Origin of the sequence: Methylobacterium nonmethylotrophicum (assembly GCF_004745635.1) — a bacterium.
GTDB classification, from domain to species: domain Bacteria; phylum Pseudomonadota; class Alphaproteobacteria; order Rhizobiales; family Beijerinckiaceae; genus Methylobacterium; species Methylobacterium nonmethylotrophicum.
The window spans coordinates 38,322-58,684 of the sequence record NZ_SRLB01000012.1; the positions used below are offsets into that span (position 1 = coordinate 38,322).

At 69.9% G+C, this 20,363-nt stretch carries 16 protein-coding genes and 1 pseudogene; 10 read left to right on the forward strand and 7 right to left on the reverse strand.

The window, feature by feature from the left end; all coding sequences use genetic code 11:
• Positions 1-4: 4 nt before the first annotated feature.
• From EU555_RS17195 to EU555_RS17205, 3 genes are all read right to left on the reverse strand, one after another.
• Entirely contained in the window at positions 5-3,253 is a 3,249-nt protein-coding gene (locus tag EU555_RS17195; RefSeq protein WP_135416210.1) for an efflux RND transporter permease subunit, read from the reverse strand.
• A gap of 11 nt (positions 3,254-3,264) precedes the next feature.
• Positions 3,265-4,677: an efflux RND transporter periplasmic adaptor subunit gene (locus tag EU555_RS17200; RefSeq protein ID WP_135416212.1), complete on the reverse strand. Its 1,413-nt coding sequence runs from the start codon at positions 4,675-4,677 to the stop codon at positions 3,265-3,267.
• A gap of 127 nt (positions 4,678-4,804) precedes the next feature.
• Positions 4,805-5,176 carry a hypothetical protein gene (locus EU555_RS17205; RefSeq protein ID WP_099901588.1) on the reverse strand — a complete coding sequence of 124 codons (372 nt, stop codon included), beginning with the start codon at positions 5,174-5,176 and terminating at the stop codon, positions 4,805-4,807.
• A 304-nt stretch (positions 5,177-5,480) separates the two neighbouring features.
• On the opposite strand from EU555_RS17205, the gene EU555_RS17210 reads away from it, so the two are divergent.
• Both EU555_RS17210 and EU555_RS17215 read left to right on the forward strand, forming a co-directional pair.
• Complete coding sequence (locus tag EU555_RS17210) at positions 5,481-5,720, forward strand: hypothetical protein (protein ID WP_135416214.1); 240 nt, start codon at positions 5,481-5,483, stop codon at positions 5,718-5,720.
• A 157-nt stretch (positions 5,721-5,877) separates the two neighbouring features.
• Positions 5,878-6,108 carry a hypothetical protein gene (locus EU555_RS17215; RefSeq protein WP_099902258.1) on the forward strand — a complete coding sequence of 77 codons (231 nt, stop codon included), beginning with the start codon at positions 5,878-5,880 and terminating at the stop codon, positions 6,106-6,108.
• Positions 6,109-6,119: 11 nt separating this feature from the next.
• Here the strand turns inward: EU555_RS17215 and EU555_RS17220 are convergent, their stop codons facing one another.
• Positions 6,120-7,097, reverse strand: a complete 978-nt coding sequence (locus tag EU555_RS17220) for a cation diffusion facilitator family transporter (protein WP_099902260.1) — start codon at positions 7,095-7,097, stop codon at positions 6,120-6,122.
• Between the two features lie 115 nt (positions 7,098-7,212).
• Positions 7,213-7,635 (reverse strand): MerR family transcriptional regulator, encoded by a 423-nt coding sequence (locus EU555_RS17225; protein ID WP_099902262.1) that lies wholly within the window; start codon positions 7,633-7,635, stop codon positions 7,213-7,215.
• Between the two features lie 64 nt (positions 7,636-7,699).
• On the opposite strand from EU555_RS17225, the gene EU555_RS17230 reads away from it, so the two are divergent.
• Both EU555_RS17230 and EU555_RS37040 read left to right on the forward strand, forming a co-directional pair.
• Positions 7,700-9,835 carry a heavy metal translocating P-type ATPase gene (locus EU555_RS17230; protein ID WP_135416216.1) on the forward strand — a complete coding sequence of 712 codons (2,136 nt, stop codon included), beginning with the start codon at positions 7,700-7,702 and terminating at the stop codon, positions 9,833-9,835.
• A gap of 34 nt (positions 9,836-9,869) precedes the next feature.
• Positions 9,870-10,057: pseudogene (locus tag EU555_RS37040) on the forward strand (nickel/cobalt efflux protein RcnA); the annotation flags it as partial.
• Between the two features lie 137 nt (positions 10,058-10,194).
• Here the strand turns inward: EU555_RS37040 and EU555_RS17240 are convergent.
• Entirely contained in the window at positions 10,195-10,542 is a 348-nt protein-coding gene (locus tag EU555_RS17240; protein ID WP_099902734.1) for a metallophosphoesterase family protein, read from the reverse strand.
• A gap of 431 nt (positions 10,543-10,973) precedes the next feature.
• Here EU555_RS17240 and EU555_RS17245 point away from each other — a divergent pair, with 431 nt between their 5' ends.
• From EU555_RS17245 to EU555_RS17260, 4 genes are all read left to right on the forward strand, one after another.
• Positions 10,974-11,651 (forward strand): hypothetical protein, encoded by a 678-nt coding sequence (locus tag EU555_RS17245; protein ID WP_135416218.1) that lies wholly within the window; start codon positions 10,974-10,976, stop codon positions 11,649-11,651.
• Positions 11,648-13,624, forward strand: a complete 1,977-nt coding sequence (locus tag EU555_RS17250; protein WP_135416220.1) for a hypothetical protein — start codon at positions 11,648-11,650, stop codon at positions 13,622-13,624. Before EU555_RS17245 ends, EU555_RS17250 begins: the two co-directional genes overlap by 4 nt.
• Positions 13,625-13,634: 10 nt before the next feature.
• Positions 13,635-15,602 (forward strand): hypothetical protein, encoded by a 1,968-nt coding sequence (locus EU555_RS17255; RefSeq protein WP_135416222.1) that lies wholly within the window; start codon positions 13,635-13,637, stop codon positions 15,600-15,602.
• A 137-nt stretch (positions 15,603-15,739) separates the two neighbouring features.
• Positions 15,740-16,294 carry a DNA-binding protein gene (locus tag EU555_RS17260; protein WP_135416224.1) on the forward strand — a complete coding sequence of 185 codons (555 nt, stop codon included), beginning with the start codon at positions 15,740-15,742 and terminating at the stop codon, positions 16,292-16,294.
• A gap of 77 nt (positions 16,295-16,371) precedes the next feature.
• Here EU555_RS17260 and EU555_RS17265 read toward each other — a convergent pair whose 3' ends face one another.
• Entirely contained in the window at positions 16,372-17,079 is a 708-nt protein-coding gene (locus tag EU555_RS17265; RefSeq protein ID WP_135416226.1) for a hypothetical protein, read from the reverse strand.
• Between the two features lie 1,676 nt (positions 17,080-18,755).
• Between EU555_RS17265 and EU555_RS17270 the strand changes: the two genes are divergently transcribed.
• Both EU555_RS17270 and EU555_RS36220 read left to right on the forward strand, forming a co-directional pair.
• A complete protein-coding gene (locus EU555_RS17270; RefSeq protein WP_135416228.1) occupies positions 18,756-19,340 on the forward strand; it encodes a hypothetical protein in 585 nt (194 codons plus the stop codon).
• Positions 19,341-19,808: 468 nt separating this feature from the next.
• Positions 19,809-19,955: a hypothetical protein gene (locus EU555_RS36220; protein ID WP_167858577.1), complete on the forward strand. Its 147-nt coding sequence runs from the start codon at positions 19,809-19,811 to the stop codon at positions 19,953-19,955.
• The last annotated feature ends 408 nt before the right edge of the window (positions 19,956-20,363 follow it).

Consider the following 20,363-nt stretch of genomic DNA (forward strand, 5'->3'; position numbering starts at 1 on the left):
CGGGCTACTCCGCCGCCTTGAGTTGGCGGCGCTCCGGCTCCCGAGCGCCCGGCGCCGCCTTCGCCGGCGCGACCCGGCCGAAGCGGGCGTAGAGCGCCGGCAGCACGACCAGCGTCAACAGGGTCGCGCTGATCAGGCCGCCGATGACCACGGTGGCGAGCGGGCGCTGGATCTCGGCCCCGGTCTCGGTGGCGATGGCCATGGGCACGAAGCCGAGCGAGGCAACCAGCGCCGTCATCGCCACCGGGCGCAGCCGGGTCATGGCACCCTCCAGGATCGCCTCACGCTTCGGCCGCCCCTCCGCCACGAGTTGCTTGATGAAGGTCAGCATCACCAGCCCGTTGAGGACCGCCACGCCGGACAATGCGATGAAGCCGACGGCGGCCGGAACCGAGACCGGCATCCCGCGAAGCCAGAGCGCCGCGATTCCGCCGGTCAGCGCCAGCGGCACCGCGCTGAACACAAGGAGCGCGTCCCGCGGCGAGCCCAGGGCCGAGTACAGCAGCAGGAAGATCAGGAAGAAGCAAACCGGCACCACGACCATCAGCCGTCGCTTGGCCGAGGCGAGGTTCTCGAACTGCCCGCCCCAGGTCACGAAGTACCCGGGCGGCAGCTGCACCTGGCTCCCGACCTTGGCCTGCGCCTCCGCGACGAGCGAGCCGATGTCCCGCCCGCGGACGTTGGCGGTGACGACGACGCGGCGCTTGCCGTTCTCGCGCGAGATCTGGTTCGGTCCCTCCGTGACCGAGAAGCCCGCCACCTGCTTGAGCAGGACCGAGCTCGCCCGGCCGTTCGCGCCCGGCGGCAGCGGCACCGGGATGTTCTCCAGCGCCTCGCGGTCCTCGCGCACCTTGTCGGTCAGCCGCACCACGATGGGAAAGCGCCGGTCGCCCTCGAAGACGACGCCGGCCTCCTTGCCGCCGATGGCCGCGCCGATGACCTCCTGGATCGCCCCGGTGCTCAGGCCGTAGCGGCCGGCCTCGGCCTTGTCGATCCTGATCTCCAGGAACGGCAGGCCCGCCGTCTGCTCGACCTTGACGTCCTCGGCGCCGTCGATGCCCTTCAAGGCCGCGGCGACCTGGTTGGCCGCCTTGAGCATCGGCTCGAACTCCTCGCCGAACACCTTCACGGCGAGGTCGCCCCGGGTGCCGGCCAGGAGCTCGTTGAAGCGCAGCTGGATGGGCTGCGAGAACTCGTAGACGTTCCCCGCGAGCGCCCCCACCGCCTTCTCGATCCGCCCCTGCAGGTCGGCCTTCGACAGGCCCGGGTCCGGCCACTCCTCCTGCGGCTTGAGCATGACGAAGGTGTCGGAGGAGTTCGGCGGCATCGGGTCCGAGGCGACCTCGGCGGTGCCGGTCTTCGAGAACACGTAGGCGACCTCGGGGAACTTCGAGACCTCCTTCTCGACCTTGAGCTGCATCGCCTGGGACTGGCTCAGCGAGGTCGACGGGATGCGGGTCGCGTTGAGCGCGATGCTCTTCTCGTCGAGCTGCGGGATGAACTCCGTCCCGAGCCGCGTGAACAGGACGCCCGCGCCGACGAGCAGCAGCAGTGCCGCGCCGATGAAGGCGAGGGGACCGCGCACCGCAGCCCCGAGCACCGGACGGTAGGCGCCCTTCAACGCCCGGATGATGAGGTTGTCCTTCTCCGTGACCTTGCCGGTGATGACGATGGCGATGAGCGCCGGCACGAAGGTCAGAGACAGGACGAAGGCCGAGACCAGGGCGATGATCACGGTGAGGGCCATCGGCTCGAACATCTTGCCCTCGACCCCGGTGAAGGTCAGGAGCGGGACGTAGACGAGGATGATGATCGCCTGCCCGTAGAGCGACGGCTTGATCATCTCCTCGGCCGACGCCCGGACCGTCTCAAGGCGCTCCTCCGGGTCGAGCCTTCGCCCGAGCGCGTGCTGCCTCTCGGCAAGGTGGCGCAGGGCGTTCTCGGTGATGATGACGGCCCCGTCGACGATGAGGCCGAAGTCGAGCGCGCCCAGGCTCATCAGGTTGGCCGAGATCCGCGCCTCGACCATGCCGGACATGGTCATCAGCATGGCGACCGGGATGACCAGCGCCGTGATGACCGCCGCCCGGATGTTGCCGAGCAGCAGGAACAGGATGACGATGACGAGGGCCGCCCCCTCGGACAGGTTCTTCACGACCGTCTTGACCGTCGCCTCGACGAGGCGGGTGCGATCGAGGACCGTCTGGACCTCGACCCCGGGCGGCAGGCTCTTGCGGATCTGGTCCATGCGCGCGTCGACGGCGGCCGCCACGGTGCGGCTGTTCTCGCCGATGAGCATCAGCGCCGTGCCGACCACGACCTCCTGCCCGTCCTCGCTCCCGGAGCCGGTGCGCAGGTCGCGCCCGATGCGGACCTCGGCGATGTCCTTGATCCGGACCGGGACGCCGCCCCTCGTCGCGACGACGACTTTGCCGATGTCGTCCATGTCCTCCAGGCGGCCGGCCGCCCGCACCACGTAGCCCTCGCCGTTGTCCTCCAGGTAGCGGGCGCCCTGGTTGGCGTTGTTGGTCTCCAGGGCGCGGGCGACGTCCGTGAAGGATAGGTCGAGGGAGGCGAGCTTATTGGGGTCGGGCTGGACGTGGTACTGCTTCTCGAAGCCGCCGATGCCGTCGACGCCGGCCACCCCGGGCACCGTCTTGACCTGGGGCCGGATGATCCAATCCTGGACCGTGCGCAGGTAGGCGGTCTGCTCCAGCTCCGTCCTCAGGCGCTGGCCCTCGGGGGTCAGGTAGCTGCCGTCCGGCTGCCAGCCCGGCGCGTCCGCCTTCGAGGCCCGGCGCTCGCCGGGCTTGGCGTAGTGGATCGACCACATGTAGATCTCGCCCAGCCCGGTCGAGATCGGGCCCATCGCGGGCTCGGCGCCCGGCGGCAGGTCCCGCCTCGCCTCGGCGAGGCGCTCGGCGACCTGCTGGCGGGCGAAGTAGATGTCGAGCTTCTCCGCGAACACCGCCGTGACCTGCGAGAAGCCGTTGCGCGACAGCGAGCGGGTGTATTCGAGTCCCTTGATCCCGGCGAGCGCGGTCTCGACCGGGTAGGTGACCTGCTTCTCGATGTCGACCGGCGATAGCGACGGCGCGGTGGTGTTGATCTGCACCTGGTTGTTGGTGATGTCGGGCACCGCGTCGATGGGCAGCCTGGTCACCGCGTAGCCGCCGAAGCCGGCGGCGAGCAGCGACAGCAGCAGCACCAGCCAGCGCTGGTGGACGGAGAAATCGAGGATGCGGCTGATCATGTCGCCCTCCCTCAATGGTCGTGGTCGGCTTCGCTCTTCCCGAGCTCGGCCTTGAGGAGGAAGGAGTTGGCGACCGCGATCTCCTCGCCGGCCCTCAGGCCGGCGGTGACTTCGTGGGAATCGTCGTCCGATCGTCCGAGCTCGACCTCGCGCTTCTCGAAGCCCTCCTCGGTGCGCACGAAGACCACGCGCTTGCCCTCGACGGTCTGCAGCGCCGACTTGGGGATGCGCACCGGCACCTCGTCGCGCGCGATCTCGACCTCGGCGGTGACGAACGTGCCGGGCCGCCAGGCCATGTCCTTGTTCGGCAGGGCGACGATGACCCGGGCCGAGCGGGTTTCCTGGTTCAGGAACGGGCTGACGAAGATGACCTTGCCCTCCTCGTTCCGGCCGCCGCCCTCCCGGCTCGGCGTGACGACGACGCGGGCGCCCTCCTTCACCTGGCCAAGCTCGACCGTGGGGACGGAGAGCTCGATCCAGACCGCGGAGAGGTCGGCGACGGTGTAGACGTCGGACGGGTCGCCCTCCTTGCCCACCGCCGTGCCGACGTCGACCTTGCGCTCGACGACCCGGCCCGAGAGAGGCGAGCGCAGCTCGTACTGGCGCAGGGTGGAGGCGTTGGGCGTGGCCTCGTCCTGCTTGGCGAGCCTGGCCACCTCGGCGGCGTTCAGGCCGAGCGCCGAGAGCTTCTGGCGGGCGAGGTCCTGGCGCAGGGTGGCCTCGGTGTAGACGGCCTTGGCGTTCAGGTAGGCGGACTCGGCCGAGACGCGCTTGTCCCAGAGGGCCTGCTGCCGGTCGAAGTTGGTCTTCTCCAGGTCGGCGCGGACGACGGCCGTGAGGTACTCGCTCTTGGCGTCGGCGACCTCGCGGCTGTCGAGGACGGCGACGACCTCGCCCTTCCGCACGGCGTCGCCGAGGCGCTTGCGCATCTCCGCCACGGTGCCGACGACCTTGGCCGGCACCCGGGCGATCCGGTCCATGTCCGGGGTGATGGTGCCGGGAACCAGCAGGTGCCGGGCAAGCGTCCCGCCCTCGACGGGCGCGACCTTGATGTCCTGTCCGGCTACCTGCTCGGGCCGCATCTTGATCACGCCCTCCTCGGCGTGTCCCTCGCCCTCCTCGTGCCCGTGGCCGCCATGGGCATGACCCTGCGCGGGAGCCGCCGCGGCTTTCCCGGGCTCCGCGGCGGGGGCGTGGCTCGCATGGTCGTGCCCGGCCTTTCCCGCCCCCTTGTCGTGATCGTGGCCGTCGCCATCCGCGTGCCTGGCCTCGGGAGCCTTGGCGGGCGGGCCGGTGAACGCGAGCAGGGTCGGCGGCACGCCCGCGGTGACGAGGGTGCCACGGACGAAGTCGGAGACGGCGGGCACGGCGGCACCGATGGCGATGCCGGCGGCCAGGAGGACCGCGGGGAGGAGGATGCGCATGGGACCTACTCGGACGGGCTTCCGGTCGGCGCCGAGGGCGCTCGCGGTCGGACCCGTGGTTCACGTGGGGAAGCCGGCGCCGGATATGGCGCAGGGCCGGGACATGCGCCGCGAGGGCGCCGTCGCCTCACGTCCTGGGAGGTTCGGGCAGGCGGTCGGGGGCGATGGAGGAGGCCGTCTCGCTGACCCGGGCGTAGACAGGCGACATGGCTTCGAGGCAGGGCACGACGGGACTGCCCGCCACTGCCGGGGCGACCTGGTGGCAGCCGCAATGGAGGTGGCAAGCCAGCCCCGGATCGGTCGCGTCCGCGCCCGGCGCGGCGTCCGCCATCGAAACCTCGGTCACGGAGCGATGGCCTTGGTGGAACGCGATGTCGTCCGCGTATCCGGTGACCGGCGCGACCAGGGACAGGGCGAGGACGAGCGCGAGCAGGCGGGCGGCAGCCGCCCACCATGCGCGTGCCGCCCGTCGGCGGCTATGCCCGTGTCCTGAACCCATCTCCGGCCTTATGTGCGATTCCCTCCGGATAACACAAGCCATCGCCGTGGCGCGTTGAACACGGCCTGAACGAAAGCTTCCCAGGTCCGGAAAGGTCATCCCTCGGCAAGGCCGGTACATGGCGATGCACGGAAGTAAATCTCATGACGCAAGGGCATTCGTGGCTCGTCGCGCAGTTGGCAGGCAGGCTAGCCCGCGATCCGTTGCTGGTCGGACCAGCACGGATACCGAGCCGAAAAAATCCCGGAACGGTTTTTTTCGGCTCGCGCATTCTCTGCCCAACCTCGAAACCAGGAGACCTTCGATGAAGATCACGATTGCCGCCCTGGCCGCCTCCGCCGCCCTGGCCCTCGCGCCGGTCGGCGCGTTCGCCCAGCACGTGGACGTCGGTCCGGGCGGCGTGTCGGTCCACGGCGACCACCATCGTCACGACGTCGAGCACACCCACGGCACCGTCGTGCGGGAGCACCACGAACGCCCGGTCGTGCACGAGCACCATCACGACGTCCACGAGCACACGGTCGTCGAAGAGCATCGCCACTGAGGCCGCCGAAGGGGTTGCGGACCAGGGAAGCCCGGTCCGCGGCCCCTTCGGTTTCCCGGACCCTCGAAGGTTACCGCTCCCTGAACGGCTATCTCAGGGTGCGTTCAATCGGGGCGTCGCAAGGTGACCGTGACCTGAGACACCTTCGGAGCGACACATGAGGACGATCCTCGCCGGCCTTGCGGCGGCCCTGATCCTCGCGCCGGCCGCGGCCTCCGCCCAATACTACGAGGGCGGCTACGGGTATCGGCGCCCGCACGACCACGTCGACGTTTACCGCCACGGCGACCATGACGACGTCGTCGTCCGGCACTACCATCAGCGCCGCTACGATGAACGCCGCCCCTACTGGGACAGGCCCCACCACCATCACCACGACGACGACTGAGCCGACCGGCCTCAGACTACGTGGTCGGGCGCCAGCACACAGGGGGTGGAGGCGTCGGTCTCCACCTGCAGGGTGGCGTGCCCGATCCCGAAGCGCTCCTTCAGGTCCGCGGCGGTCCGGAGCAGGAACGCGTCGCCCGGGTGGCCGCCCGGCATCAGGACGTGGGCGGTCATCGCGACGTCGGTCGTGCTGATTGACCAGACGTGGAGGTCGTGCAGGCCGGCGACGCCGGGCTGACCCTCCAGGAACGACCGGACCCGCGCCAGCTCGATGCCCGGCGGCACCGCGTCGAGCGACATGCTCAGCGAGCCCGTGAGCAGGCCCCAGGTCCCCCAGACGATCACCGCGTTGATGGCCAGGGTCACGGCGGGGTCGAGCCAGGTCCAGCCGGTCAGCAGAATGACGAGGCCGGCCACCACCACGCCGGCGGAGACCAGCGCGTCGGCGGCCATGTGCATGAACGCGCCGCGCACGTTCAGGTCGCCCTTGCGGCCGGACGCGAACAGCCAGGCGCAGACGCCGTTGAGCACGATGCCGATGGCCGCGACGGCCATGACCGTCTTCCCGGCGACCGGCTCCGGCTCGACCAGGCGCTGGATGGCCTCCCAGGACAGGCCGCCGACGACGACCAGCAGGAACACCGCGTTGAACAGGGCCGCCAGGATTGACGAGCTGCCGAGCCCGTAGGTGAACCGCGCGGTCGGCGCGCGCCTCGCGAGCACGGTGGCCGCCCAGGCCACGCCGAGGCCGAGCACGTCGGACATGTTGTGCCCCGCGTCGGCGAGCAGGGCGACCGAGTGGCCCAGCAAGCCGAAGACCACCTCCGCGACCACGAACGCGAGGTTCAGGCCGATGCCGATGACGAAAGCCTTACCGAAGTTCGCGGGCGCATGGACGTGGCCGAGGCCGCCGTGACCGTGGCCGTGGTGGTCGTGCCCGTGCTCGCCATGCTCATGATCGTGACCGTGGTGGTCGTGGTTTCCCGTCATCGCCGACCCTCTTGCCCCGGGCCCCATCCGGCCCCGATGCATCCGGGGCGCCTAACTCCTCTAGCCGCTGGAGGAGCAAGGCGCCGTCGCGGGGTGGAATGCCGCACCCTGCCGTTCAGTGCCGCTCGTGCAGGCATTCGCCGTGGTCGGCCAGCACTTCGATGATGCGGCATTCCCGGACGTGCCCGCCCGAGCACTGCTCGACCATGGCCTGGACCTCCTGCCTGAGCCCGGTGAGCCGCGCGATCCGGTCGTCGATGTCGGCGAGGTGCTTGCGCGCGATGGCGTCGGCCTCGCCGCATGGGCGGTCGGGCTGGCCGGCGAGGTCGAGCAGGGCCTGGATGTCCTCGATCTCGAAACCGAGCTCACGTGCATGCCGGATGAACCGCAGGCGGCGCACGTCGGCCTCGCCGTAGCTGCGCCGGTTGCCCTCCGTGCGCTCCGGGGTCGGGAGCAGGCCCCGCTCCTCGTAGAACCGGATCGTCGTGACCTTCACCGCCGTGCGGCGCGACAACTCCCCGATGGCGATGGGCCTCATGCCGCTTGCTCCTCTAGTCGCTGGAGGAAGTAGGGTCTCCCGAACGATAAGGAAGGCACCTGTCATGAGCGACGCCGCGACCCTGGACCTGACCGACGCGAGCTCGACGTGCCTGCGGGTCTCGGGCATGGACTGCGCCTCCTGCGCGGCCAAGGTCGAGACGGCGGTGCGGCGGCTTCCCGGCATCGAGTCCGTGGACGTGTCGGTCGCGACGGAAACCCTCACGGTCCGGCATGGGCCCGGGACGAGCGCCGGGGCCATCGCCGCGACGGTGCGCGGCCTCGGCTACGGCGCGGAGGACCCGGATGCGGCCGCGTCGGGGGAACAGGTCGCGGATCTTCCCTGGTGGCGGGCGCCCAAGGCCCTGCTGGCGTTCGCCTGCGGCGCGGCCCTTGTGGTGGCATACGCCGTCGGGCACGTCGTGCCGGGGGCCGAGCGCTGGGCCTTCCTCGCCGCCATGACGGTCGGCCTGGTGCCGGTCGCCCGGCGGGCCCTGGCGGCGGCCCGCCACGGCACGCCGTTCTCCATCGAGACGCTGATGACGATTGCCGCGGTCGGCGCCACCGCCATCGGGGCGACCGAGGAAGCGGCCACCGTCGTCTTCCTGTTCCTGGTCGGCGAGGTGCTGGAGGGCGTGGCCGCCGGCCGCGCGCGGGCGAGCATCCGCGGGCTCACCGGCCTGGTGCCGGACACCGCCCTGCTGGAGCGGGACGGCACGACCGAGCGGGTCGCGGCGGCGAGCCTCCGCGTCGGGGCGACCGTGCTGGTTCGCCCGGGCGACCGGGTCCCGGCGGACGGAACCGTCCTCGACGGCGAGACCGCGGTCGACGAGGCGCCCGTCACCGGGGAGAGCGTGCCAAGGCCCAAGGCGGCGGGCGACGCGGTCTTCGCCGGCACGGTCAACGGGGACGGCGCGATCCGGGTGCGGGTGACCGCGGCCGCGCGCGACAACACCATCGCCCGTGTCGTCCGGCTCGTGGAGGAGGCGCAGGAGGCGAAGGCGCCGACCGAGCGGCTGATCGACCGGTTCGCAACGATTTATACGCCGGCCGTGGTTGCGGTGGCGGCCCTCGTGGCCGTGGCGCCGCCGCTCCTCGCCGGGGCCTCCTGGGGCGAGTGGGTCTACAAGGGGCTGGCCATCCTGCTGATCGGCTGTCCCTGCGCCTTGGTCATCTCGACGCCGGCCGCCATCGCCGCCGGACTCTCGGCCGGGGCGCGACGGGGCCTCCTCATCAAGGGCGGCGCGGTCCTGGAGCGGCTCGCCGCGGTGACGACGGTTGCGTTCGACAAGACCGGCACCCTGACCGAGGGCAAGCCGGTCGTGACGGACGTGGTGGCGTTCGGGCGCTCCGAGCGGGACGTGCTTTCGCTGGCCGGCGCGCTGGAGGGCGGTTCCTCGCATCCGCTCGCCAAGGCCGTTCTGGCTAAGGCCGCTGAGGTCGGCGCGCCGGTGCCCCCGGCCTTCGGAGCGCAGGCCCTCGGCGGCAAAGGTGTCACCGGCAAGGTCGGGGGCATCGACCTGTTCCTGGGTTCTCCCCGGGAGGCCGACACGCGGACGGTGTTGGCGGCCGGACAGGAGGCGCGGATCTCCGCCCTTCAGGGCGAGGGCAAGACGGTGTCCGTGCTCCTCGCGAACGGGGCGGTGGCCGGCCTGCTCGCGATGCGGGACGAGCCTCGAACCGACGCGAAGGCGGCCGTCGACCGCCTCGCGTCGGTGGGCATCGGCGCCCTCATGCTGACCGGCGACAACGCGCGCACGGCCCGGGCCGTGGCCGGCGCCCTCGGCATCGAGGCGCGGGCGGAGCTCCTGCCGGAGGACAAGCAGGGGATCGTGCGCGAGCTCCAGGCCGGCGGCGCGGTCGTGGCAAAGGTCGGCGACGGCATCAACGACGCGCCCGCGCTCGCGGCCGCCGACGTCGGCATCGCGATGGGCGGCGGCACCGACGTGGCTCTGGAGACGGCCGACGCCGCGGTCCTGCATGGCCGCGTTGCCGACGTCGCGCGCATGGTCGAGCTCGCGCGCCGGACGCTGGCCAACATCCGGGCGAACATCGCCATCGCGCTCGGCCTGAAGCTGGTGTTCCTGGTCACCACCATCGCCGGTATCACCGGTCTCTGGCCGGCCATCCTGGCTGACACGGGCGCCACCGTGCTGGTGACGGCGAACGCGCTGCGGCTGCTGCGCGTGAGACTGCCTTAATGACGTCCGCTCAACGAGAGTTTGCAAGCCTAAGGGTGTGCTCGCGGCGCTCAGCGTGAAGCACGTGGCGAGCCGCTGGTCCGGGTTCGGCGCCTTCGCCCGGCGGGCCCCTACGCCTCGGCCGCGCTCATCGTGCTGGTCGGCCTCTACACCGGCTGGCTCGGCTGGGAGGGTATCGCGCACGGCCATCAAGCGGCGAGCCTCGGTCGGTCCATCGGCTGACCGGTGATGCGCGGCGCGCTGCCTTGAGGGTGCGGTGCATCCATCCGGGCGCACATCGCCATCGCCGTCACAGGCGCCCTCGGCGTCGCGTATCTTTCCGTCGGACGAGCGCCCGGCTTCCGGGCTGACGGGCCGAATCACCCCCTCAAAGAACGAACGTGGCCGCCGACTTTCGACGCCGGCCACGTGTGCTCTAGGTTGTGACAGTGCGGAACTTTGATCTCGCGCAGCGCAACACTGAGTTGGCTACCAGCGTGATCCTCGCCGCGGCGGTAGCAGAAGTCGCCGAGGTGCCGGACGGTGTCATCGGTGCCCACAGCGGCATTCCGGTTCGCAATCAGCGTCTCGTCGTGCTCCTCTATGGAGGCGAACGGGCGGCGGTTGGGAATCCGCTCGTCGAGAATGGCTTGACGGGTCGAAGCGGTGGTCGCTCGACCACGGGACCCTGGATGGCATCGAGCCTCGCGGGTGCGGAGGCTCGGCACGCGGCGGCACTCCGGCGGTCAGGCAGATGGGTGCTCAGGCGCGGGTTTCATGACGGTGCGTCCTGGAGGGTGGCGGCCGCGTCCCGCGCGTGATGGCGAAGCAACCCCGGGGCGCCGGGATTCGCGAAGGTGCGCCGCCGGGACGGTGCCGGAGGCCGTTCGGACCCGCCGGGCAGACGCCTCGGAAACGCGACTCGTCGGCGAGGTATCGGGTAGCGCTACCCGATACCCTACGCGCGAACGAACCGGAACCACTGCCGGGCCGTTGTGTCACCTGTCCGGCCTGGTCCCGTCGAGCGTCGATGGCCGCGAGGCGGTCTGGAAGCCGGTGACTCGGCGGGCTAGCTTTCCGGCGATACGGGAATTCGGCGCCGGCCGGCGCACGCCTCGTCACCGACGTGACCTGGCCTCCACGACCCTGAGCGACCACGATGGACGGGCAGCCCGAGACCACCACGAGCCCCGGCGCCGCCCGTCCTGCGCAGGGCGGACCGGCCAGGCCGCAGGTCGGGTTCCACCATCGCGACGCGGTGCGCCTGCTGTACATCCTGGCGCTCGGGAGCGAGGAAGCCGTACATGACGGCCGCATCTTCAAGGGCGAGAAGCGGGCCATGGCCATCGACTTCCTCGTCCGCTACCCGGATTACCTAGCCGACGAATTGCTGACCCGCTTCGAGGCCGAGGGCGATCCTGCCGCCCTGGAAGCCGCTTCCGACATCTTCGACGCCGACGAGCCGGACCTTCGCACGGTCGCGATGGTCCGCTGGCGCCGCGGTGCCTTCCAGAACATCGAGATGCCGCTCTCGATCCTCGCGGCGCATGGCCTGGTGCGTCCGCTGAAGCAGACCGCCGGACAGCGCCGGCACGACTTCATGGTCCTTCCGGCCGCTTTCTCGTTCATCGAACGGATCGAGCGGGAGCAGCCGAGCCTTCGCTGGTACAGGTCTCGCGTCGAGCTGGTGATGACGCTGGCCGGCTTCCGGAGCGGCTCCGACCTCAAGGGCGACCAGTACCTCCATCCCGAGTACCGCGACGCTCGCCACGGGACCGAGATCCCGTCCATCAAGGAGCGCGTCCTGGCTCGGCTCCAGAGCCTCAGGGGACGATGATGACGCAAGCCACGGCCGCGGAGTGGATCGAGGCCATCGCCGGCAAGGCATCCCTGCCGGTGGCCGTCGTGCAGGAGGCGCTCGACAGGCACGCCGTCGAGCCGCAATCCACGCTGCCCCGCAGGAAGAGCCTGCGCGTCCGCTCCGTCACGCTGGAGGGCGTGAAGGAGGGCACCGCCGCCGACGGCCCGTTCGACCAAACCTTCACCTTCGGTCCCGGGCTCTGGGCCATCGTGTCGGACGAGAACTTCCGCGGGAAGTCGACGCTCCTGAACATGATCCAGGGAGGCATCCGCGGGGACATCCACGAGCGCGTGAAGCCGGACGTGTGGCGGTGGCTCAGCAAGGCCGAGATCGTCTTCGAGGCCAACGGCATCGGCCACCGCGTCCTCGTCACGAAGGAGGCGGGCGATCCCGACAAGGACGCAGCCGCCACCTTCGCCCGCGAGCAGGAAGGGGGCTGGTTCGTCCTGTACGAAGGTACGGTCGGAAAACCCCTCGAACGGGCGGTCGAGGACGCCATGCTGGCGGAGTTCGGCTTCGCGAGGTTCCACGCCCACAACAAGAAGGACGGCAGTCACACCCACGGCTGGCAGGTCATCGCCTCGGCGCTGTTCGTCAACGGCCCGGGCGAGGCGGTGTTCGGCGAGTTGCTCGTCGACGCCATCCCCCTCAGGCTGCTGCAGATGTTCATGGGCCTGCCGTGGGTCAGCACCTACACGGCGGCATCCACGGCGCTGAAGCGGCTGAGGACAACGAAGGCCGAGAGGCTCAGCCCGTCCAAGGGCCTCAAGGACCGCCTCCAGGCCAGGCTCGGGACGGTGGAGGACGCCCTGGCTGCCGCCCGTGGCCGGGTCCGCCCCGGCCCGGACCGCGGCGTCCTGCGAGCCCGGATGCTGGAGATGGACGGGCGGCTTCTCGCCCTGCGCGAAAGAGTGGAGGCGACCCGGCGGGAGACGTTCAGGCTGGAGAGGCAGCTGCAGGGAGCGACGACCGTGCTCCTCGACACGCGCAGGGCCCTGCAGCAGCTCAAGGACGACCGCGCGGCGGGCGTGGTGCTCCGCACCTTGCGTCCCGTCTGCTGCCCGTCATGCGACACCGGGATCGACCACGACCGGCACGCCAGGGCGACGGACGGCTCGACCTGCGCCCTGTGCGGCACCCGCCAGACGCCGGCCGAGGACGAGGACGGCCTCAGGTTGGAAGAGCTCCAGCGCGACGCCGACGACGTTGCGGCGAACGTCGCCGAACTGCGCGCCCAGGCGACCGAGGCGCAGGCGTCGCAACGCGGGGCCGAGGCGGAGCTGTCCCGTGCAATCGCATCGTCGCGCGCCCTCGAAGCCGCGTTGAGAACCGAGGGTTCGGCCGACCTGGAATTGGAGATCCGGGGTCTTGAGGCGCAACGCGAGCAACTCCTGGCCCTGATCGCGGCCGAGGAAGAGGAGGCCGAGGACGAGGCCGCCGACGCGGCCGGCGCCCATGACGAGGCGGTGCTGAAGGCCGCCGAGGAGGTGACCAAGGACCTCTACGACGGACTCGCGCGGGAGATCCTCGCCGACGTATCGAAGGAGATCACGCAACTGTCGCGTTCCTTTGGCGTCCAGAACATCGAGAGCATGGACTGGGGCACCGGGGGCGCGATGCGGATCGTGCAGGGAAGGGCCCAGACCAGCTTCGGGAAGCTGTCGCCGGGCGAGAACCTCCGCGTGCGCATCGCGGCGGCGCTCGCCGTGATCGAGGTGGCCCGGCAACGCATGTACGGCCGGCACCCGGGACTGCTGGTGCTGGACAGCCCTGGCGCGCAGGAGATGGCGCCCGCCGACTTCGCCGCGTTGCTGTCGCGCGTGCACGGGGCTATCGAGAGCGCGGGAGACATCCAGATCATCGTCGGCGCCCGCGCGGAGCCGGCGCTCCTCGATGTTGTCCCTTGCGATCACGTGACCCACGCTCAGGGCGAGCGATTCCTTTTCTGAGCCTAGCGCCGTGGCGACGTCCGACTTGATCAGGCGCCTTCTCGAAGAGGGCGACGCGCGAGACCTCGGCTGCCTGTCGTCGGACGAGCTTGCCGCGGCGGTCGCTGACCATTCGACGGAGGTCGAGGGCGCGCGCCTCTTCGTTGTCCTTGCCGAGCATCCGCGGACCGAGGCGACCACGAAGGCGCTGGTCGCGTTGGCGGGGAACGCCGATGTCCTCGCCATGATGGAGATCGCGTCCTGGCTCGGACGCGGCGGGCAGGTCCCGTCGTCGCACCGCCAGGGGCTCGGCAAGGCTTTCCTCGGACGCGCTGCCGACAGATCCGTCGACTACGGCACGCGCTCCCAGGCGCTGAAGGCGGCGATGATCATGGCCCAGTCGGAGCGGTCGCTGCTCCGGCGCCTCCAGGCCGACATCCTCGATCTCGACCCGTCGGACGACGGCATCTACCTCCGCCATGCGGCCAGGGTTGCCGGGGCCGTGCTGGCCCACGAGCCCGCGGACGACCTGCGCCACAAATTGACGGAACTCGCGGATGTGGAGGAAGCGGAGGACGAGGCCGCGGTCGAGCTCGGCCTCGATGCCTTGAGGACGGGGCTCGGCGCCACCAAGCCGGAGACGGCGCTCGACGCCTTCGGGCAGGCCCGGTACTGGTTCGCGCGTGCCGAGGACGCGACCGAGACGCGCCTCGATGCCCGGCTGTACGTGAACTGCCTCGACATGCTGGTGGCCTTCCAGGAAGGCCGTACCGGCGAGGACCTCCCGGACCGGATCGACACCGTCACCCGGTCGGCCTTCGAGTACACCGCCTTCCTGACGCTGAACGACCGCGAGCCCGAGACGGCGTCCTGGCTCGCGGCGAAGGACCTCGAACGCGTCCACTGGACATCGCTCGCGCTCCGTCTCGGGGCGGTCGCGGAAAAGGTCTCCCGTTCGGCGTGGCTCAAGGTCGCCGCGGTCATGGAGGAGGAGCTCCTGTCCGTCTATGCAGCGAGCCGCACCATGTTCCGGCGCGGCTCGGACGGCGGGCTTGAGCAGGTCGTGCGCCCGAGGATCGTGGGCGCGATGCAGCGCGAGCTTCGTTCCCTGGACATCCTGGAGCACTGGATCGAGGAGAATGCAGGGTCCGCTTACCTGGCGGATGCCAAGTCCCTCGGCGACCTCGTCAGGCAGGCCCGAGAAGACCTTGTCACCCACCGCCCTTCCGGGGCGGCGGACGGGAGCTCACCGACCGCCGCCATCATTGAGCACCTGCCGGCAACAGTCCGCGACACCGTCTCGGCCCGTATCGAGGCCGACGCCATCTCGCTGCTCGACGAGACCGTCTCCAGGACCGTCGACGACGTACTCGCAAGGGCCACAGCCGCCCTGATGACAAACGTCGACTACCGGGAGCGGGCCGATGCCCGGCGGTTCTTCGACATCCTGCTCCTCGACGTCACCCGGTTTGTGGTCTCACGATACAACCTCAGCACGGCCACGTTCCCCGGGGTCGCCTATCTCTTCAACAGGGACGCGAAAAACCCGCCGCTGGAGGCCGATCTCCAATATGACTTCGTGAATTCCCTCATGGGCTCGCGGCTTGCCGAGATCTGCCGTCCCGAGGCCCGGGACCTAGGCGGTGGTCGCGTCGATGTCCTCTTCAGCTACAGGTGGATGAGGACGACATCCGAACTGAAGCGCTCCTTCCCGAAGCTCACGTCGGGCGAGTTGGTCGACAGGTACGGCCCGCAGGCCATCTCGTACCAGGGTACCAACGTCGCCCTCTCCATGCTGATGGTCCTCGACCTCTTCGACCGCTCCGGGGCCCAGCCCGATATACGCGACCAGATCGGTGTTCATCACCGGACCGTGGCGGATAGCTCAGTCGAGACCGCGGTCGTCCTCTTCCGCATCCAGGGCAAACGGCACACCCCGTCGGACATCCCCAAATCCGCCTTGACACCATCACGGGCCAGCCAGGCGAGCGGCAAGTGACCGTTGGCGCACGGGGTATCGGGTGCCGCCACCCGGTACACGACCGCGGAGTTGCGAATCCGCGCCCCCGCGGAGCCCGCCTCAGCGCCCGCTTAACCTCGTCCAGGCATGCTCCCCGCCGCCCCCGGGGAGGGCCCATGCCGTCCGCCAAGGGCGAGCGGCCCAACCTGCGCAGGGTCCGCGAGGCCATCCCGACCGGCGGCTCGCCCCGCGAGGTCTGCAGGCACCTGCGCGCCTGGCGGAAGAAGCGCGGCTACAACCCCAAGCTCGAACCGACCGACATGTCCAAGGCCATGAAGGAGGCCGGCCAGGCGCTCGCCATGGCCCTCTGGAAGCAGGCCAAGCGCGAGGCCGCCGCTTCCATGGCTTCCGACGACAAGCAGGACCGCGAGCACCTGATCGGCATGGTCGAGACGCTCCATGCCGGGAACGCCGCGCTCGCCGCCCGCGCCATCCTCGGCACCGCCGCCTTCGCCAACGGGGACGAGGACCACGGCGCACCGGTACAGGGGGTAGTCCAGATCGAGCAGCGGCAAGGTGTTCGATTTCGCGCAGGACTGGTCCGACGCGCGGGCCAGTTTCGAGGAGGTCGCGAAGGCGCTCGGCCAGCCCGAGCCGGCGAGCGCCCGCATCGCCGGCGTGCCCGCCGGCCATCCGGCGGCCGGTGGGGGGCGGCCCTGACGGCGGCTTGAGCCGACGCGTCGGGGCTTGACCGGTCTCGGGCGCGGGCGCCCTGGGCCGGCAGCCCGGCCGTAATCACGTCGGATGCCTACGCTTGCGCGGAGGCGGTCGCGGACGGCTCGCCGGGCTCCGCTCGGTGCGGCCGCGCGAGCCGCCAACGCGCGTTTTGGCCCAGGCCGCACGCGATGTGTCCCTCGGCGCGCAGGCTCCCCCGCACCGCGACCGCTCGGGACGTGGGGTAGCCGCGAGACCGCACCGCCTCGACGAGATCATCGCCCGCGAGCCCGGCTTCGCCGGCCGCCGTCAGGGCTTCAAGGATGATCCGGCCCACCGGGGTTTCCCGTGGTCGGGCGACGTGCGGGGTGGTGCGCCCGGGGATTACCGCTCCCGTCTCAAGGAAGCGCGGCGCCAGCGACCACGAGGACGTCGCGCGCTCCTTGACCAGGACCCCCTGCTTCTTCAGCCGTGTCCTCACCTTCTCCGCACAGTCGAGGGTGTAGCCCGCGTCGCGGATGATGCGGGTCAGGTCCGGGCCGTACATGCGGTGCGCGGGAGCCCTCAGAAGCGTCTCGATGACCAGCCTAGTGACCGGGGAGCCGGCGCGCGAAGCCTCGACGCGTGCCGCGGGCGCGGGCCCGGGGATGTCGCCGCCCCGGACAGGCACCGTGCCGGCCGCGTCGCGCAGGGCGCGCTTCACCAGGAGGGGAGCAAGCCTCTCCTCGAAATGCCTGCGCAGCGCGGCGTACTCCGCCTCGATCAGCGCTTCCAGGTCGATGGTCCGGGCATCGTGCAGCATTCCCGCCTCCTCATCCGCCCGTCGATCAGGGCCATAGTGCCGGGTGGAAGGGAACCCGGTCGCCCGAGGAAGGATGGTCCAGACGACGGCCTGGACGGAACGGGTCCTGAGGCAGCTTCCCGGTGCGCGACCGGGTCGAGGCCGGGCACACGGCCGGGCCACGGTGGACCGGCCCACCGGCTTGCCCGGCCGGCTTCGCGCTCCGGGAAGCCGAGCCGAGGCGCTTCCCGGCCACCGCGCAGGGCTTTCCAAGGGTCATCGCGACCAGGCGGCGAGCCCAGGTCGGCCGACCGGACCGACCTGGGCTGAGCACGCGCGCCTCTCCGCTGGTTGTCCACAGGATTCCGGTCGCCCCCGGCGGGCTGCGGATCGCCGGTGTCAGCGGGTCAGGAAGGAGGCGGCCTCGGGCAGGGCTGCCTTCAGCCTGGCTGGCATTCAGAGCAAACGCGGTCCGCATCTCCATCCCGACCGGTACCACCCCGGCCGCCATGGTCGGCTACGACCGCGAGGCGCTTCACCGACGCTGGATCGGGACCCACCGGACGTCCACGCGCTCCGCATGGGTGAGGAGATGGCGGTGGTGCCGGTGGTGCCGGGAGCCGCCCTGCCGGCACCATGCTTGCGCCGATCGGCACGGTGGCGACGCCGGTCTCGATGCACCTGATGACGCGTTAGCCTGCGCGGCGTGGCGCTCGCCGCAGCCGTGTCCTACGGCGCATTGGTCAGGCCGTCCCAAATCGGAGCCCGTATCGTCGAGATGGCCAACAAGGTCCGGCATCCCCCGCCCCGGACGCTGACTGCCGTCGTGGCCTCGTGGCGCTCGGACCAGCCATCCCGGCTGTCGGCATCCCTGTGGCCGGCATCGCCTTGGTGCCCTGCGGGGCGCGCAACGGGACCTTCTCAGTTGCCAGAGGCACGGTGCCGCCCGCCTTGGCGGGGCGCTAACCGGTCCCGGTGGGCCGCCTGGCTCAACCGGGCCTGGGCGCCCAGGCCCTCGTTCCGTCGGTAGGCGCCAAGGCACCCACAGACGGTGTCTCGACATGGACCATGCTTTCCCGGCGGCGCACGCGCTGGCGAATGTTGGCCGGGCGCGCGCCTAATGGGCTACGCGGCCGGAAGCGGGCGGCACCCATCGCTACGCCCAGTCATACCTGAGGAGCGGGTTGTCCGCGTCGCCAGATAGGTCGAAGAGCCGCTGTCGGGGGCGACCGTACGATACGCGTGGTTGCTCAGGTGCGGAACTATGGTGCCCGAGACCGGATACTGGGTCTGCTACCTGCTGGAAAAAGCCAAGCGGTGGGCCGGTGGGCGCAACGGTCTGTTAACCATGGTTTCGACAGGGATCTTGCCATTTTTACTAGAGCGTTGCAAATTCGGGGGTTTCCCTGCTAATATTCCTAGGTACAAGCCCATACGATTGATGGACTCATCGCGAACGCGGATCCGGCGGCGCCATCGAGTTACGGTCCCTCGCGGGCCGTGCCACCGAAACGGTTGCGCCGTGGGTGCGACGGCGGACCGGACCTGGACCTGACGACACCGGAACGCGGCAGGGCACCTAGGCATGGACGTCTTTCCTGTAGCTCGGTAATCCTTGGTGCCTGATCCCTGTCTTTCCGAGTTGACTCCGGAGCGCGAGCGCCCCAGATTGGCGGGAGGGGAATGCCGGAGCCATCATGCGGACGAACGCCGACATACTGACCGAGGAGCTCAGGGCCTACGAAGAGCTGGCCGCGAAGGTGCACGCGCTGATGACGATGTTGGTCGGAGCGCAGAACGCGCTACTGGAACTTCAGGCCGGCACTGCCGCCGGACGCGCGAGGTTGGCCGGCCGGCTCGCCGAAGTTGCCGTTCGCGTAGCTGCCGAACCGCCGTCGGGTCCAGGTCTCGACGGCGCTCAAGCGGCCGAGCGCGCTGGCCTGGACGGCCAGGCGCAGCCAATCCCGCGCCTACGCTCCCGCGTGGCCCAACTCATCGTTAATGCCTTGGCTGAAGCTGGTGATACAGGATTATCAGGTCAGGCCATCAATGAGATTGTTGTCAATGCTCAATACACCAAAGATGCGAGCGAAAAAGCCAAACTTTTCTTGAAGCGAAACGGCTTGGCTCGCCATGATAAGCAAGCAATGCATTGGTATTCAATCGGAAAAGGTCCCAAGAATATTGCCGGCGAGCAGAATGATCGGAAGCGTGCAATTCCTGAAAACCTAGGCCGCGTTAGAAGCAAGCCTAAAACAAATGCAAATTCAACTATGAAGTAAGGACGCGCCTGACTGTAAGCTAAAACTATGTCTAAGAGAGCGCTAATGACTTCTTGATGTCATACCACGGCAACCAGAATGCTTGAACGACTCCCGGACGAAACATGAAAGGACTTTGGATGAAGCTATCGCTCACCCAGCGGGAGCGCACCGCGCGGATTAGATCATTGCCGGCAACGGCACGCGGCCCGCCCTGGCAATCGGGAGCGTTCCCTTGGCCGATCCACAAGGCAGCTCCCCGGCGCGATGTTGTCATCGCGCCGGGGAGGCCTTGATCGCTCGGCGTGTCCAACCACGCCAAGCGACCGCTCGGCCATTCCCTTTACGGAGCTTCGTACCGGCCGGACTCGCAGGGTCAAAAACCCGACGAGGAATCCTCTTTATGCCCGCTCCACGCGCCCATCGCAAGCGGGGAGGGCGGATTTCTGCGGGCCGCGCCGTGGTTTTCCACAGCGAGGAGGACTGCAGTTGATCGACGACGACATCAAGGCGCTCGACGACGCACCAGACATGGGGCTGGCCGATGCAGTCGGCCTGCTCGACGCGGACTTCGATTACCAGCCGACGGACGAAGTCCACTTCTCGGCCAAGTCGTTCGGCGCCTCGGAGAGCTGACGTTCTACCGGACGCCTTTTCCTAGCATGGGACCCACGACCCCGCAACGGGTCGTGGGTCCCGCACCCCCTCACCACAACGAGCAGGCTCCGGCACTTGCCGCCGGGCCGTGGGAGATTTTTCCATGTGCGAGGACACCCCCCGACCGGCCGACCGCACCCTTTTCAGCGTCGTCGGCATCGTCCTACCCGTCCACCGCGCGCCTCGACGGCCCGCTCCTCTCAAGAAGCCGGCTGTCGGTACGAAGTCGGACAAGGCCGTGGCGGAGCCCAGGCCCGGCGACCCTGTGGGCGCCTGAGAAGCGCGGCCCCCTTAATGAGGGCCGCCCGCCGCGGCGTCCCTCCCACCACCGAATTCCCGTCATGCGAACGGACGCGCCCATGCCACAATCCCGCAAATCGCGCGACG